This is a genomic window from Nonomuraea zeae (assembly GCF_005889725.1).
GTDB classification, from domain to species: Bacteria; Actinomycetota; Actinomycetes; order Streptosporangiales; family Streptosporangiaceae; genus Nonomuraea; species Nonomuraea zeae.
In genome coordinates this window covers 1-15,355 of record NZ_VCKX01000035.1, presented here as the reverse complement: position 1 = coordinate 15,355, position 15,355 = coordinate 1, and the positions used below count along the sequence as shown (strand labels likewise).

The window sequence follows — 15,355 nt, the reverse complement described above, 5'->3', positions numbered from 1 at the left end:
CTGGGCTGACGGCCGGGCTATGGAGCCGCGGGCGTCCATCCGGGCAGGCCGGGGACGGGACCGGGGATCGGCCGGGCCCGCAAGGTGCTCAGCTCGCCCGGCGGCACGGCCGGGCACCTCGCGCCCTTGGCCGGCACCGCGAGCGAGGTCAGATAGCCGTCGATCGCGGCCGTCGGGCACTCGCCGCTGCCGTAGATCCCGTGCCCCCATCCCTCGTAGGTGAGCAGCCTGGCCTCGCGCCCGATCTGCCGCGCCGCGCTGACCGCCCACGCATAGCCGGTGGCGGGGTCGTGCAGGGCGTTGCCCAGCAGCAGCGCCGGCGTGTGGACCACGCGCAGGCGGTGCTGCGGGTTGGGGATCGGGCCAGGCGTGCCCAGGCAGGCGGCCGCCATCGCGTGGGCCGCCGGGCTGACCAGCATGTCCGGCGCGATGGCCGCGGACCTGCGCATATGACGCGCGTAGTCGCGATAGTCGCGGATGGGCAGCAGGTAGTCCAGGCAGAAGACCCGGCTCGGGTCGTCGATCACGTCCTCGGCCTGCGCCGACGGCGGCGTGAGGAACGCCCGCGCCGTCCCGTCCCCGCTCTCCAGGGCGACCAGGAACTCGGCCAGCTCCTTGTAGGCGGGCCCGTAGAACGCGCCGAAGATCTGCGAGATCAGGCCGAACCTGCTCAGCACGGCCTCCGGCATCCCCGGCAGGTGCAGCTCGCCCCGCTCGGCGCGAGCCAGCAGCTCCTGCCAGAGCGCGCGCACGTCCCTGCCGTGCAGCGCGCACGAGGCGGTCCGGTCGCACCAGGCCACGAACTCGTCGAAGGAGTCCTGGACGGTCAGCGCCTGGGAGTCCAGGAACGCCGCCGTGCCGAGGCTGTGGTCCATGTTGCTGTCGAGCGCGAGCGCGCGCACCCGGCGCGGGTAGCGCTCGGCGTAGAGCTGCCCGATGAGCGTGCCGTACGAGACGCCGTAGTAGGTCAGCCTGTCGTCGCCCAGGGCGGCGCGCAGGGCGTCGAGGTCGCGCACCACGCTGCCGGTGTCCACGTGGTCGAACAGCGGCCCGGTACGGCTCCTGCAGTCCTGCCGGTAGCGCTCGTTGAAGGCGAGCAACGCGTCGAAGCGGGCCTGGCTCGTCACCGAGAGCGGATCGGGCGCCTGCACGGCCAGCTCCAGCGAGCACAGGATCGGGCTGCTGCGCCTGACGCCGCGCGGGTCGAAGCCCACGACGTCGAACCGGCGGGTGATCTCCGGCGAGAACCCCGGCCGGTTCGCCAGCACGGCGTCCACACCTGACCCGCCCGGCCCGCCGGGGTTGATCACCAGCGAGCCGGTCCTGGCCGCCGGATCGGTGGCCCTGCGCCGGGCGAGGGCCAGCTCGAACGTCTGCCCGCCCGGCTGCGCCCAGTCGACCGGCACGCGCAGCGTGCCGCACTCGGCGGTGGGATCCTGCGGGCACGGCGCCCATGCGACCGAGTCCGCCGCCGTGTCCGCCGCCGTGTCCGCCGCCGTGTCTGCCGCCGCGCCGGCCGAGGCCGGCACCGGCAGCGCGGGGACAACAAGGGCCAGTAAAACGGTGGGTACGAGGACAAGTCTTCGCATCTTCCATCCATTCGTCGGGTACTCGATCGTGGATCGGATCACCCGGCGCGACCATCCGGCTCGAGTATGAGAATCGAGTCATCCCCAGGTATCGCGGCCCCTCCGACCCAGCACGTCACCTTCGGCGGGGGGCATCAGCGGACCCGATGGGCCGCCGATTGACCATATGAGTAAATTTTTCGAGATAAAGCCTGTTTTCTGGTTATCGGCCCCACGGTGACCAGGGCATTGGCGCGCCCGGTAACGTGACGGCGCGGCCGGACTCCCCGGAGGCCGGCCGCGGGCGCCGGGAACGGTGTGATCCGGTAACCCGTTCGCGGGTGCCCGGTGTTGCCGGGAGTCGCTCTCCAGGTTTCCGAAACTTTCGGGCAACTTAACGCTCGTTCAGTGCTGATCCAAGGCTGTGACTCCAACCGGCCTTGACAGATCGGCCTCGCAACGTTGCAGATGGCGGCACTCTTGACACGCCCCAACGGTGCCCTTATGTTGCCGCAATATTAAACAAATCGTCGTGAAAGTTTCGGCGCGACACGCCAGCGTGACCCCCCACTCGCCGCGCGTGGGTCCTGCGCCGTCACCGGCCGAAGGGATGGCATGAGGGGCCAGGTACCAATCGACACGAGCCCTGCGTCCGAAGAGGGCGCGCAGTGGCGGGACGAACGGCTTTCGCCCGCCGAGCGGGCCGAGGCGCTCATCCCGCTGATGACTCTCGAGGAGAAGGTGGCTCAACTGGTCGGCGTGTGGGTCGGCGCCGACGCCTCCGGGGGAGGGGTCGCCCCGCACCAGTCCGACATGGAGGGTGTGGAGTGGAGCACGGTCATCAGCCAGGGGCTGGGCCAGCTCACCCGGCCGTTCGGCACGGCGCCGGTCGATCCGGTCGCCGGCGCCCGCTCGCTGGCGGCCTCCCAGGCGCAGATCGCGGCGGCCAGCCGGTTCGGGATCCCCGCCCAGGTCCACGAGGAGTGCCTGACCGGGTTCGCCGCCTGGCGGGCGACCGTGTACCCGGCCCCGCTGAGCTGGGGCGCCTCCTTCGACCCCGAGCTGGTCGAGGAGATGGCCGGGCTGATCGGCCGGTCCATGCGGGCCGCCGGCATCCACCAGGGCCTGGCCCCGGTCCTGGACGTGACCAGGGACTACCGCTGGGGCCGCACCGAGGAGACGATCGGTGAGGACCCCTACCTCGTCGGCACGATCGGCGCGGCCTACGTACGCGGCCTGGAGAGCACGGGCATCGTCGCCACGCTGAAGCACTTCGCCGGCTACTCGGTCTCCCGCGGCGGCCGCAACCTCGCCCCCGTGCACATGGGCCGGCGCGAGCTCGCCGACGTCATCCTGCCTCCGTTCGAGATGGCCCTGCGCCTGGGCGGCTCCCGGTCGGTGATGAACTCCTACTCCGAGATCGACGGCGTTCCCGTGGCGGCCGACGAGAGCCTGCTGACCGGGCTGCTGCGCGAGGAGTGGGGCTTCTCCGGCACGGTGGTCGCGGACTACTTCTCCATCCGCTTCCTGCAGAAGCTGCACGGCCTGGCCGCCGGGGCGTCCGACGCGGCCGGGCTCGCGCTGCGGGCCGGCATCGACGTCGAGCTGCCCACCGTCGACACCTTCGGCACCCCGCTGATCGAGGCCGTGAAGGCCGGGGACGTGGACGAGGCGCTGATCGACCGCGCCCTGCGCCGGGTGCTGACCCAGAAGGCCGAGCTCGGCCTGCTCGACGCCGGCTGGGAGCCCCTGCCCGCGGACGTCGAGCAGCTCCGCCTCGACGACGAGGCCGGCCAGGACGTCGCGCTGCGCCTGGCCAGGCAGTCCGTGGTCCTGCTGCGCAACACCGGCGGGATCCTGCCGCTGGCCCCCGGCCGGCGGATCGCCCTGGTCGGCCCGCTCGCCGACGACCCGATGGGCATGCTCGGCTGCTACGCCTTCCCCGCGCACGTGGGCCCGCATCCCGAGCACGGGCTCGGGCTGGACATCCCGTCCCTGCGCGAGGCGCTCGGCGGCCTGGCCGGCGACCTCGCGTACGCGCCGGGCTGCGGCATCACCGGCGACGACACCTCGGGTATCGCGGCGGCGGTGGCCGCCGCGGCCGAGGCCGACGTGTGCGTGGTCGCCGTCGGGGACCGGGCCGGGCTGTTCGGCCGCGGCACCTCCGGCGAGGGCTGCGACGCGACCGACCTGCGGCTGCCCGGCGTGCAGGCCGAGCTCGTCCAGGCCGTACTCGCGACCGGCACCCCGGTGGTGCTCGTGCTGCTCGCCGGCCGCCCGTACGCGCTGGGCGCCGAGGTGGACGCGGCCGCGGCCATCGTCTACGGCTTCTTCCCCGGCCAGCGCGGCGGCCAGGCGCTGGCCGAGGTGCTCACCGGCGCGGTGAACCCGTCCGGGCGGCTGCCGGTCAGCGTGCTCCGCGACGCCGCCGGGCTGCCTTCGACGTACCTGTCCCCGCCGCTGGGCCGCCGCTCGGAGGTGTCCTCCGTGGACCCGACCCCCGCGTTCCCGTTCGGGCACGGCCTGAGCTACACGACCTTCGAGTGGAGCGACGGCGGCGTGGACGGCGATCCGGGGAGTGACTCGGGCGGCGGCTCGGGCCGCGACCTGGGCGGCGACTCGCATGGCGGCTCGGGCGGCGGCACCGCCTGGCCGGTCGACGGTGAGGTGCGCGTCGGCATCACGGTGCGCAACACCGGGACCCGCGCCGGCACCGAGGTCGTGCAGCTCTACCTGCACGACCCGGTCGCGCAGACGACGCGACCGGTCGTCCGCCTGATCGGCTGCCTGCGCGTCCCGCTGGAGCCGGGGGAGTCCGCTCGCGTGCGCTTCACCGTCCCCGCCGACCTCACCTCGTTCACCGGCGTTCGGGGCACCCGCATCGTCGAGCCCGGCGACGTCGAGCTGCGGTTCGGGCGGTCGAGCGGCGAGCCGGTCGCGGCCGTGCCGCTGCGCCTGACCGGCGCCGAGCGCGAGGTCGGTCACCTGCGGGCGCTGCATCCGCTGGCGCGCATAGACCGCATCGCACCGGAGGTCGATGGATGAGCACATCCCAGACGCTGGACCCGTCATCGGGCACCCGCGGCCCGCAACAGGCGAGCCGGGCCGCCCACCGTGCCCGGCCCCGCACCGGCTGGCGGGCCGCGCTGCGCCGCGACTGGCAGCTCTACTCGCTGGCGATCCTGCCGCTGCTGTTCTTCCTGATCTTCAGGTACGGGCCGATGATCGGCAACGTCATCGCGTTCAGGAAGTTCGAGCCGGGCGGCAACCTCTTCGGCGAGGAATGGGTGGGCCTGCGCTACGTGAAGATGTTCCTGAACGACCCGACGTTCTGGAACGTGTTCACCAACACGCTCGTCCTCGGGGCGCTGACCCTGCTGTTCTGCTTCCCGCTGCCGATCGTGCTGGCGCTGCTGCTCAACGAGGTGCGCAGCACGAAGCTCAAGCGGTTCCTGCAGTCGGTGTCCTACCTGCCGCACTTCCTGTCGATGGTCATCGTGGCCGCCATCGTCATGCAGATGCTCTCCATCGACGGGCCGATCAACCAGATGGTGAAGGCGTTCGGCGGCGAGCCCACCGTGTTCATGCAGAAGCCCGACTGGTTCCGCACGATCTTCGTCTCGTCGGAGGTCTGGCAGACCGTCGGCTGGGGCACCATCCTCTACCTGGCCGCGCTGACGACCATCAACGAGCAGCTCTACGAGGCGGCCAGGATGGACGGCGCCGGCCGCTGGAAGCAGATCTGGCACGTCACGCTGCCGGGCATCCGGCCGACCGCGATCACGCTGCTCGTGCTCAACATCGGCACGTTCATGGCCGTCGGCTTCGAGAAGGTCCTGCTGCTGTACAACCCGCTGACGTATCCGACCGCGGACGTGATCTCCACGTACCTGTACCGGATGGGCGTCGAGTCCAGCAACATGAGCTACGCCGCCGCCATCGGCCTGTTCGAGGCCCTGATCGGGGTGGTGCTCATCACCTCGGCCAACGTGATCTCCCGCCGCACAGTAGGGGCGAGCCTGTGGTAACGATCGCCAAGAGCCGTGGCTACCGCGTGTTCCAAGGGGTCAACGCGGTCATCCTGACCGGTGTCGTGATCGTGACGTTGTACCCCTTCATCAACATCGTCGCCCGCTCGTTCAGCCAGGAGCGCTACATCGTCGCGGGCGAGGTCAACCTCATCCCGCGCGGGTTCAACCTCACGACCTACCGGATCGTGGTCTCGGACCCGATGTTCTGGACGAACTACGGCAACACCGTGATCTACACCGTCGTCGCCACGGCCATCGCCATGGTGCTGACGACCTGCTACGCGTACGTGCTGTCCAAGAAGCACCTCAAAGGCCGCACGGTCCTGGTCTGGATCGCCGTCTTCACCATGATCTTCTCCGGCGGCCTCATCCCCCAGTACGTGCTGGTCAACAGCCTCGGGTTGACGAACTCCATCTGGGCCATCGTCCTGCCCAACGCCATCAGCGTGTTCAACCTCCTGGTCATGAAGGCGTTCTTCGAGGGCCTGCCGCAGGAATTGGAGGAGGCCGCCGCCATCGACGGCCTGAGCACCTACGGCATCCTGTGGAAGATCGTGCTGCCGCTGTCGAAGGCGGTCATCGCCACGATGGTGCTCTTCTACGCGGTCTCGTTCTGGAACTCGTGGTTCACGGCCTTCCTCTACCTGACCGAGGCCGAGCTGTTCCCGGTGACCATCTACCTGCGCAACCTCATCGCGGGTGCCACCGGCGCGGAGTCCGCGGGCGCGGTGACGTCCGAGGTGACACAAGCCGCCGCCAACATCCAGTCGGTGACGATCATGCTCACCGTCCTCCCCATCCTCGCGGTCTACCCCTTCGTCCAGAGGTACTTCGTCTCTGGAGTCATGATCGGCGCGGTCAAGGGTTAGTCCTCCCGTCAGCCCCTTCACCTAAGGAAATCCCCCATGCGCGAATTCTCACGACGTCAGGCGATCCTCGGCCTGGGCGCGCTCACGCTCGTCCTCGCCGGTTGCGGCGAGGACGAGACGCCGAAGAAGACCGCCGACGTGTCCGCGAACAAGGCGGGCGCGATGGCGAGCTACGGCGTCAACCAGCAGTTCAAGGCCACCGAGCCGCTCTCGTTCGACGTGCTCTACAACAACCACCCGTTCTACCCGCACAAGAACGACTGGCTGTTCTGGCAGGAGCTGACCAAGCGTACGAACGTGACGCTGAAGGCCGTGACCGTGCCGCTCAGCGACTACGAGAAGAAGCGCGGCCTGCTGGTGGGCGCGGGGCAGGCCCCGCTCATCATCCCGAAGACGTACCACCCGCAGGAGGAGGCCTTCGTCGCCTCGGGCGCGGTCCTGCCGGTCAGCGACTACGTCGACCTGATGCCGAACTTCAAGGACAAGGTCGCCAAGTGGAAGCTCGAGCCCGAGCTGGACACGTTGCGCCAGTCGGACGGCCGGTTCTACCTGCTGCCCGGTCTCCACGAGGACATCTGGGTCGACTACTCGCTGGCCATCAGGACCGACATCCTGGAGAAGCTCAAGCTGGAGGTCCCCAAGACCTGGGACGACCTCTACACCGTGCTCAAGGCGATGAAGGCCGAGTACCCCGACCAGTACCCGATGACCGACCGCTGGGGCGTCCCCACGCCGGGCGGCAACCTGCTCAAGCTCGTCGCCCAGGCGTACGGCACCAGGGGTGGGTGGGACTACCAGCACGCGACCTGGGACGTCGCGGCCGGCAAGTTCGCCTACACCGGCGCGATGCCCCAGTACAAGCAGATGATCGAGTACCTCAACAAGCTGGTGAAGGAGAAGCTGCTCGACCCCGAGAGCTTCACCCAGCAGGACGACGCCGCCAAGGCCAAGTTCACCTCCGGCAAGTCCTTCGTGATCAGCTCCAACGCGCAGTCGCTGATCAACGACTACCGGGCGGCGCTGACCGAGAACAACCCGGACGCCAAGATCGTCAAGATCCCGGTGCCCATGGGCCCGGTCGGTGACTACAAGATCGGTACGCGCCTGGAGAACGGCGTCATGATCTCCAAGAAGGCCCTGGAGAACAAGAACTTCGTCGCCATGATGCAGTTCCTGGACTGGCTCTGGTACTCCGACCAGGGCGAGGAGTTCGCCAAGTGGGGCGTCGAGGGCACCACGTTCACCAAGGACGCGTCCGGCAACTACAAGATCGCCGATGACGTGGACTTCGTCGGGCTCAACCCCAACGCGCCCAAGCACCTGCAGAAGGACTTCGGCTTCTCCAACGGCGTCTTCGCCTACGGAGGCACCACCAAGTTGCTGAACTCCACCTTCTCCGAGGAGGAGCTGGCCTTCCAGGAGGTCATGAACGCCAGGAAGCCCTGGCCGGTCGACCCGCCGCACCCCTTCAAGGACGATGAGCGCGAGCAGGCCAGCCTGTGGGAGACGCCGCTGAAGGACCACGTCACCCAGAACACCCTCAAGTTCATCCTCGGCGAGCGCGACCTCAGCGAGTGGGACGCCTACGTCAAGGAGCTGGAGGGCAAGAACATGGCCTCCTACCTGAACCTGGTCACCACCGCCTACGAGCGGTTCAAGAAGGACCACGGCTGACCTGACCTCTTCGGGCCGCTCCCGCTCCGGGGGCGGCCCCGACCATAGGACGACCATGCGCAACCTCGTTCCCGGCCATCCCTCGGGACGGCTGTCCGACGCCTGGCGCTTCTGCGTCGGCACGGGACGCTTCGAGCTCGCGCTGCGGCGCGACTACCAGGACTCGCTGGCGCTCGTCCAGCGGGAGATCGGCTTCCGCCACATCCGCGGGCACGGGCTGCTGAGCGACGGCATGGGCGTGCACCAGCCGTACGAGCACGCGGGCGCGCGGCACGTGCGGCACTCCTTCACGTACGTGGACCAGGTCGTGGACGCCTACCTGGAGCTCGGGATCAAGCCCTTCGTCGAGCTCGGCTTCATGCCCTCCGGCCTGGCCTCGGGCGACCAGACCGTCTTCTGGTGGCGCGGCAACGTCACCCCGCCCAGCTCCCACCGGGAGTGGGCCGACCTGGTCAAGGCCACCGTGACGCACCTGATCGGCCGCTACGGCCTGGACGAGGTGCGCACCTGGCCGATCGAGGTGTGGAACGAGCCGAACCTCAAGGACTTCTGGCAGGACGCGGACGAGGCCGCCTACCACCGGCTGTACGAGGTCACCGCCCACGCCATCAAGGACGTGGACGCCTCGCTCCAGGTCGGCGGCCCGGCCATCTCGCCCGGCTCGGACGAGTGGATGACCCGCTTCGCCGACTTCGTGACCGAGCGCTCGGTGCCCGTCGACTTCGTCAGCCGCCACGCCTACACCTCGGGCCCGGCCCAGCACGTCCCGTTCGGCGTGCATCAGACGCTGCGGCCCGCCTCGGAGCTGCTGGAGCAGTTCGGCCTGCCGCGCCGCCAGCTCGCCGGGGGCCCGCTGGCGGGCCTGCCGGTGCACATCACGGAGTTCAACTCCTCCTACCGGCCCGACAACCCCATCCACGACACGGCCTTCAACGCCGCCTATCTCGCTCCGGTGCTGGCGGCCGGGGGAGAGCTGGCGGACTCCTTCTCCTACTGGACCTTCAGCGACATGTTCGAGGAGGTCGGGATCCCGACGGCGCTGTTCCACGGCGGGTTCGGGCTGCTGACCCACCGGCAGGTCAAGAAGCCGACCTACCACCTGTACGCGTTCATGGCCAGGATGGGCGACCAGCTCCTGACCCGCGGCGCCGACCACCTCGTCACCAGGGACGCGACGGGCCGGGTCACGGTGCTGGCCTGGGCGCCCGTGGACGTCACCGGCGGCCCGCCCGTGGACGGGCACACCGTGCGCCTGTCCGTCCCCATGGGCGACGCGGTCTCGGCGTTCATGCTGCGCTCGTCGGTGAGCGAGGAGCAGGGCAACGCCTGGACGGCCTGGTGCGAAATGGGCCGTCCCCGGTCTCCCCATCCCCGGCAGCTGGATATCCTCCGGGAAGCGGCGGAACCAGTCCGCAGCCACCGCAACCTCCCCATGACGGGCGGGTTTGTGGAGCTCGACCTCACGCTCGGACGCCACGAGGTCACCCTGGTCGAGCTGACGGCGGTGGTGGACGAGACCCCGCCCTGGTGGGACGACAGCCGGATACTCGGCCTGGGAGAGGGCATCGCATGAGCGAGGTGGGCACGGACACGAGCGCGGGCGCGAGCGCGGGCACGGGCATTGGGCGGCGCTTCGGCACGGGGCCGCTTTCCCGGGCCGCCGCGCTGATCTACACGCTGCTGATCGTCGAGCTCCTGGTCCTGCTCACCGCCGCGCCCGGGCTGGCCGGCCTGGTCCTGCTCGACCGGGACGCCAGCAACGTGCCGCTGGCCGCGCTCTGCCTGCTGCCGCTCGGCCCCGCGCTCTCCGCCGCCCTGTACGCGCTGCGCCACCGCCGCGCCGAGCTCACGGACCTTCGCCCGGCGTCGGCGTTCTGGCGCGGCTACCGGCTCAACGCCGCCGGTGCGCTGAAGGCATGGACGCCGTGGCTGGTGTGGCTGACGATCGTCGGGATGACCCTCGGCAACTTCTCCGCCGCCGGGGTGCCCGGCTGGTGGGCGGTGCTGCTCGTCGTCGTCGCCGTGGCGGCCACGCTCTGGGTCGCCAATGCGCTGGTGATCACTTCGCTGTTCGCGTTCAGGGCGGTGGACGTGGCCCGGCTGGCCGCGTACTCGCTGGGCCGGTTCCCCGCCGCCACCCTGGCCAACGCGTGCCTGCTGATCGTGGCGGGCGGCCTCACGCTGGTCGCATCGGAGGTCGTGCCCGTCCTGCTGGCCTCGGTGGCCGCGTCGGTGCTCCTGTGGAACAGCCGCCGGATGACCACCGAGGTGCAGGAGCGGTTCACCGCACCTCAGTGAGGCGGCCGGTCCGGCCGGGTCAGGCCGGACCGGGCTCGTTCAGTGGATGCGGCGCCCGTGCGCGTCGGGCACGCCCGACTTGCGGAAGAAGTAGGCGTTGACCTGGTCACGCCACTCCTCGGCGGAGCGGACCTGCTCGTCCAGCCGCTCCTTCACCCTGGCCCACAGCGCCGGGTCCACCAGCCCTTCGGCCTTCTCCCAGCGCAGCCGGGTCTGCGCGGCCTGCTCGGCGCCCGCGAAGTGGGTGTCGTAGATGTGCTGGATGACCGTCGAGCCGCTCTGGAGCACGTGCCCGTACGGGACGTGGTGGAAGAAGAGCAGCAGCTCGTCGGGGCAGGTGTCGAGCGACTCGTACACCTCCGACCACGGCTGCGGGTACTGGCCGGTGTAGCCGGTGCCGGTGGCGCGCGTCCGGTCCACGCCCACGCCGTCGCGGTCGGCGAAGTGGTACGTGCCCCACGGCGTGTACTCGTAGCCGTCCACGTCGGGGCCGTAGTGGTGGCCGGGGCGGACCATGAAGCCGACGCCGAGCGGCGCGGTGTAGCGCTCGTAGGTGCGCCAGGAGCCGTCCATCATCTCGTGCAGCGTGCGGCCGAGCGCCTCGCGGTCGGGGCCGGCCGCGAACGTCAGGCCGATCCACTCGTCCAGCAGGGCCGTGGGGTCCAGCCCAGGCACCCAGGCGAGCCGGCCGAACGCGTACAGGTTGGCCTGGGCGAGCGGGTGGCCGGTCCAGTAGCGGTCGTCACCCACGTTGGAGACCGCCACCAGACCACCGCCGTCCGCCAGACCACCGCCGTCCGCCGGACGGCCGCCGTCCGCCAGGCTGCGGCTGACCGCCTGGCCGCCGGTGGCCAGGGCTGCCACGTCGGGGCCGTCCTGGCCCCACGGCCGGAACCCCAGCACCTCGCGCCACATCGGGGCCAGGTAGCACACGTGCCGCTGCTGGCCGGTGTACTCCTGCGTCACCTGCAGCTCCACCGCCAGCCGGGTGGCCGGCATGGCCGCGATCACCGGTGACACCGGCTCCCTGGTCTGGAAGTCCAGCGGCCCGTGCTTGACCTGCACGATCGCGTTGTCGTGGAACTGCCCGTCGAGCGGCGCGAAGTGGTCGAAGGCCGCGCGGGCCCGGTCGGTCGAGCGGTCGCGCCAGTCCTGCCGGTGGTTGTAGACGAAGGCCCGCCAGTGCACGACCCCGCCGTACGGAGCCAGCACGCCGGCGAGCAGGTTGGCGCCGTCGGCGTGGGTGCGCCCGTACGCGAACGGGCCCGGCTGCCCTTCGGAGTCGGCCTTCACCACGTAGCCGCCGAAGTCGGGGATCGTCGCGTACACCCGCTCGGTGGTCGCCGCCCACCACGCGCGCACGTCCTCGTCGAGCGGGTCGGCGGTGGCCAGCCCGCCCAGTGCGATGGGGGAGGCGAAGTTGACCGACAGATGCACGCGGATCCCGTACGGGCGCACCGCATCGGCGATCGCGGCCACGTCGCCGAGCCGGTCGGTCAGCAGGTGGGCCTCGGTGGCGTGCACGTTCACGTTGTTCACCGAGATCGCGTTGACGCCGGTGGCGGCCAGCAGCCGGGCGTAGGCGCGTACCCGCGTCAGGTCCCCGGCCGCCGCGCCGTCCCGCCAGAAGATCGACCCGCCCGAGTAGCCGCGCTCGACCTGGCCCATCACGGGGTGCACGTCGATGTTGTCCCAGTGGTCGAGCATGCGCCGCCGCATCGCCGGCCGGTGCGCCCGCGCGGGACGGTCCGCCCCGAATGCCTGCTCGCCCAGGCGCACCACGTGGAACAGCCCGTAGAGCAGGCCGGCCGGGGCGTCGGCGAGCACCACCGTGACGCCGCCGAGGCGGGCGAGCACGTACCCCTCGTCGCCGAGACCGCCGACCGCGCCCGAAGCCGCGCCCGAAGCCGCGCCCGAAGCTGTGCCCGAAGCCGCACCGGTGGCCGCGCCTGAAGCCGCGTCCGCCGGCTCGTCCAGGAGCGCCTGCGCGGCGGGCGGGAGCGGCGTCGCCGTGGTGAGCGCGAGCACGAGATCGGCCTCGTCACCCGGGGCCGCGACGGTGCCGTCGTAGCGGGCGCAGGCCTGGGCGACCTCCGCGCGTACGGTCTCGACCAGGGGGCCGTCGCCGAGCACGAGGGTGCGACGCGAGCCGATCGCCCGGAACGCCTCGGGGGGAAGCCAGGCCGGGTGCACGTCGGTCAGATCGGGTGTGGTCACGCTGGATCCTCAAATCCGATGAATTAATCCATTTTATAGACAAATCTAGCGAAGGACGGCGCCCTGGTCACGGCCGGGAGGCGCCGAAAAGCATCGCCTTTCGTCTTCCTGGCGCGACCCCGCTTCCTGGCCTGGTGCGACCGGCTCGGCCTGCTCGTGTGGAGCGAGATGCCCAGCGCCTGCGAGCACGCGCCCGGAACCGTCGAACGGCTGACCCGCGAATGGCCGGAGGTCGTCGCCCGCGACCGCAGCCACCCGTGCGCGGTCACCTGGGTGCCGTGCCGCCCGCCGCGCGGCCAGGGAGGATGCCTGACCGATCCTTTAGGTTGGTGCGGTGCCACGACTCGAAGAGATCACGCCCGACAATCTGGCCGCCGCCGTCGAGATCAAGGTGAGCCTGGCGCAGGAGGCCTTCGTCGCCCCGGTGGTGGCCTCACTCGCCGAGGCCTACGCCTCCCGCCAGACCGCCTGGCCGCGCCTGGTCTACGACGGCGATCGCGCGGTCGCGTTCGTCATGGCGAACTTCGACCCGGGCCACGAGATCGAGGCGTTCCGCTGCGGCGTCTGGCGGCTCAACGTGGCCGCGGCGGAGCAGGGCAAGGGCTACGGCAGCTTCGCCGTACGCGCCCTCTGCGAGGAGGCGCGGCGGCGCGGCCACCGGCGCGTCACCGTCCTGTGGGAGCCGGGCGAGGGCGGGCCCGAGGGCTTCTACCTGCGGCTCGGCTTCAAGCGGACGGGGGAGGTGCTGTTCGGCGAGACCGTGGGCGAGCTGGCGCTCTGACCGCCCGCTCCGTGATGCGCGCGTACCGGATCGCCCCTTCGACGCGGGCTGACCCTTTCCCAAGACCTCTTGGGAATGTCATAATCCCAACATGTCTTGGGAAAGTCGCCAAGGGCTGGTGCCGCTGCGCGCGCTGGCGAACCCGCTCAGGATCCGGATCGTGTCCCTGCTCACCGGCGCGTCCCTGTCGGCCGCCGAGGTCGCGGAGGAGCTGGGCATCGCGCACGCCTCCGCCAGCTACCACCTGCGCCAGCTCGCCGAGGCGGGATATCTGGAGCAGGTGGACGAGCAGCCGCCGCGCGGCGGTAAGGGGCGGCCCCGCCGGTGCTACCGGTACGACCCCTCCAGCGCCGCCCGCCTGGACCGCACGGACGGCCGCCTGCTCCTGCACGAGGCGATGAGCGCCGACCTGGCCCGGCGGCTCGCCCAGGCCGGGGCGCAGCGCACGTCGATGGACGCCGAGGTGTGGCTGGACAGGCAGACGTGGGAGGAGGTCGTGGGGCTGATCGACCAGGCGGTCTCCCTGGTGCACGGCAAGGCGGGGCCGCCGCGCTCGGCCGACCGCGTCAAGGTCAGCATGACCGCGCTGCTCCTTGAGCTCCGCGACGAGCGATGACGCACCCCCGCCACCTTCGTCTGGACATCTCCCCGAGGAGACAATCGTGACCATTCCCGCCGCTGACCTGGCCGGCTACGCCGACGTGGTGTTCGACGTCGCCGTGCCCGTGCTCGCCGACGACCGGGTCCTGATCAACGCCGAGATCGAGCACGCCCCGCTGGCCAGGGCGCTCGCGGAGGCGGCGTACGCCCGCGGCGCCCGGTACGCCGACATCTGGTACTTCGACCCCTACGCCAAGCGGTCCCGGGTCCAGCACGCGGACGCGGCGACGCTGGGCGAGGTCCCGTCCTGGCTGGACGCGCGCAACGAGGAGGTGATCCGCCACTGCGGCATCGTGGTCAACCTCCGCGGGGCCGCCGCACCGGACCTCCTCGCCGGGCTGGATCAGGTGCGGGCCGGGCTGGACCGCATGCCGCACCTCACGTCGAGGCAGCGCGCGCAGCTCGGCAACCTGGTCAGGTGGGTCATGGTCCCGTGCCCGACCGCGGAGTGGGCCCGCGCGATCTTCGGGGACCCGGACGAGGCCCGGCTGTGGCGGCAGCTGCGCCCCATCCTGCGCCTCGACCGCCCCGACCCGCGGGCCGCGTGGGAGCAGCGGATCGGCGAGCTGCTCGACCGCGCCAAGGTGCTGAGCGGGCTGCGCCTCGACGCCGTACGGTTCCAGGGCCCCGGCACCGACCTGACGATCGGCCTGCTGCCGCGGGCGCACTGGACGGCGGCGCGGCTCGAATCCGTCGAGGGGCACGAGTTCCAGGCCAACCTCCCGACCGAGGAGGTGTTCACCACGCCCGACTGCCGCAGGGTCGAGGGCACCGTACGCTCGACGCGGCCGCTCGCGCTCAACGGAAGCGTCATCCGCGACCTGGAGCTGACCTTCAGCGGGGGCGTGGTGACCGAGGTGCGCGCGAGCACGGGCGCTGACGTCGTGCGCACCCACCAGGCGACCGACGCGGGCGCGGCCAGGCTCGGCGAGCTGGCGCTGGTCGACGGCTCCTCGCCGGTCGGGCAGTCCGGCCTCACCTACCTGGAGACGCTGCTGGACGAGAACGCCACCTGCCACCTGGCCTGGGGCGCGGGGCTGCCGCCCGGCGTGCCCGCGCACCTGCGCGCGCTGGACGCCGCCGGGCTGCAGGCGGCCGGGGTCAACAGCTCGGCCGTGCACGTCGACTTCATGGTCGGCGGCCCCGACGTCACGGTCACCGGGATCGAGCCCGGCGGCGGTGCGATCGAGCTGCTCAGGAACGACGAATGGCAGGTCTGACCCCGCTGCCGGGGGTCAGGGGGTGGCGAGCCAGGTG

At 71.1% G+C, this 15,355-nt stretch carries 11 protein-coding genes; 9 read left to right on the top strand and 2 right to left on the bottom strand.

The genetic code is table 11. From position 1 onward, the window contains the following. Positions 1-17 precede the first annotated feature (17 nt). Positions 18-1,589 (bottom strand): alpha/beta fold hydrolase, encoded by a 1,572-nt coding sequence (locus ETD85_RS14155; RefSeq protein WP_138690147.1) that lies wholly within the window; start codon positions 1,587-1,589, stop codon positions 18-20. Positions 1,590-2,183: 594 nt separating this feature from the next. On the opposite strand from ETD85_RS14155, the gene ETD85_RS14150 reads away from it, so the two are divergent. Genes ETD85_RS14150 through ETD85_RS14125 form a run of 6 tightly spaced genes read left to right on the top strand, consistent with a single transcriptional unit; the run spans position 2,184 to position 10,440 of the window. Further along, complete coding sequence (locus ETD85_RS14150; RefSeq protein WP_138690146.1) at positions 2,184-4,613, top strand: glycoside hydrolase family 3 N-terminal domain-containing protein; 2,430 nt, start codon at positions 2,184-2,186, stop codon at positions 4,611-4,613. Beyond that, a complete protein-coding gene (locus ETD85_RS14145) occupies positions 4,610-5,596 on the top strand; it encodes an ABC transporter permease (RefSeq protein ID WP_138690145.1) in 987 nt (328 codons plus the stop codon). Before ETD85_RS14150 ends, ETD85_RS14145 begins: the two co-directional genes overlap by 4 nt. Next, a complete protein-coding gene (locus tag ETD85_RS14140; protein WP_138690144.1) occupies positions 5,590-6,468 on the top strand; it encodes a carbohydrate ABC transporter permease in 879 nt (292 codons plus the stop codon). The genes ETD85_RS14145 and ETD85_RS14140 overlap by 7 nt, the downstream gene beginning before the upstream one ends. A gap of 36 nt (positions 6,469-6,504) precedes the next feature. Next, positions 6,505-8,142, top strand: a complete 1,638-nt coding sequence (locus ETD85_RS14135; RefSeq protein WP_138690143.1) for an ABC transporter substrate-binding protein — start codon at positions 6,505-6,507, stop codon at positions 8,140-8,142. A 55-nt stretch (positions 8,143-8,197) separates the two neighbouring features. Next, entirely contained in the window at positions 8,198-9,715 is a 1,518-nt protein-coding gene (locus ETD85_RS14130) for a GH39 family glycosyl hydrolase (RefSeq protein WP_138690142.1), read from the top strand. Then, positions 9,712-10,440: a YesL family protein gene (locus tag ETD85_RS14125; protein ID WP_138690141.1), complete on the top strand. Its 729-nt coding sequence runs from the start codon at positions 9,712-9,714 to the stop codon at positions 10,438-10,440. The genes ETD85_RS14130 and ETD85_RS14125 overlap by 4 nt, the downstream gene beginning before the upstream one ends. A 39-nt stretch (positions 10,441-10,479) precedes the next feature. Here the strand turns inward: ETD85_RS14125 and ETD85_RS14120 are convergent, their stop codons facing one another. Next, positions 10,480-12,657: an alpha-glucuronidase gene (locus tag ETD85_RS14120; protein WP_206058305.1), complete on the bottom strand. Its 2,178-nt coding sequence runs from the start codon at positions 12,655-12,657 to the stop codon at positions 10,480-10,482. A gap of 334 nt (positions 12,658-12,991) precedes the next feature. Here ETD85_RS14120 and ETD85_RS14115 point away from each other — a divergent pair, with 334 nt between their 5' ends. The 3 genes from ETD85_RS14115 (at position 12,992) to ETD85_RS14105 (ending at position 15,318) form a co-directional block, all read left to right on the top strand. Continuing rightward, positions 12,992-13,438, top strand: a complete 447-nt coding sequence (locus ETD85_RS14115) for a GNAT family N-acetyltransferase (RefSeq protein WP_138690140.1) — start codon at positions 12,992-12,994, stop codon at positions 13,436-13,438. A gap of 91 nt (positions 13,439-13,529) precedes the next feature. Then, the gene (locus ETD85_RS14110) at positions 13,530-14,054 is read left to right on the top strand and encodes an ArsR/SmtB family transcription factor (protein ID WP_206058304.1); all 525 of its coding nucleotides are present in this window, start codon (positions 13,530-13,532) and stop codon (positions 14,052-14,054) included. A 46-nt stretch (positions 14,055-14,100) separates the two neighbouring features. Next, complete coding sequence (locus ETD85_RS14105) at positions 14,101-15,318, top strand: aminopeptidase (RefSeq protein ID WP_138690139.1); 1,218 nt, start codon at positions 14,101-14,103, stop codon at positions 15,316-15,318. The last annotated feature ends 37 nt before the right edge of the window (positions 15,319-15,355 follow it).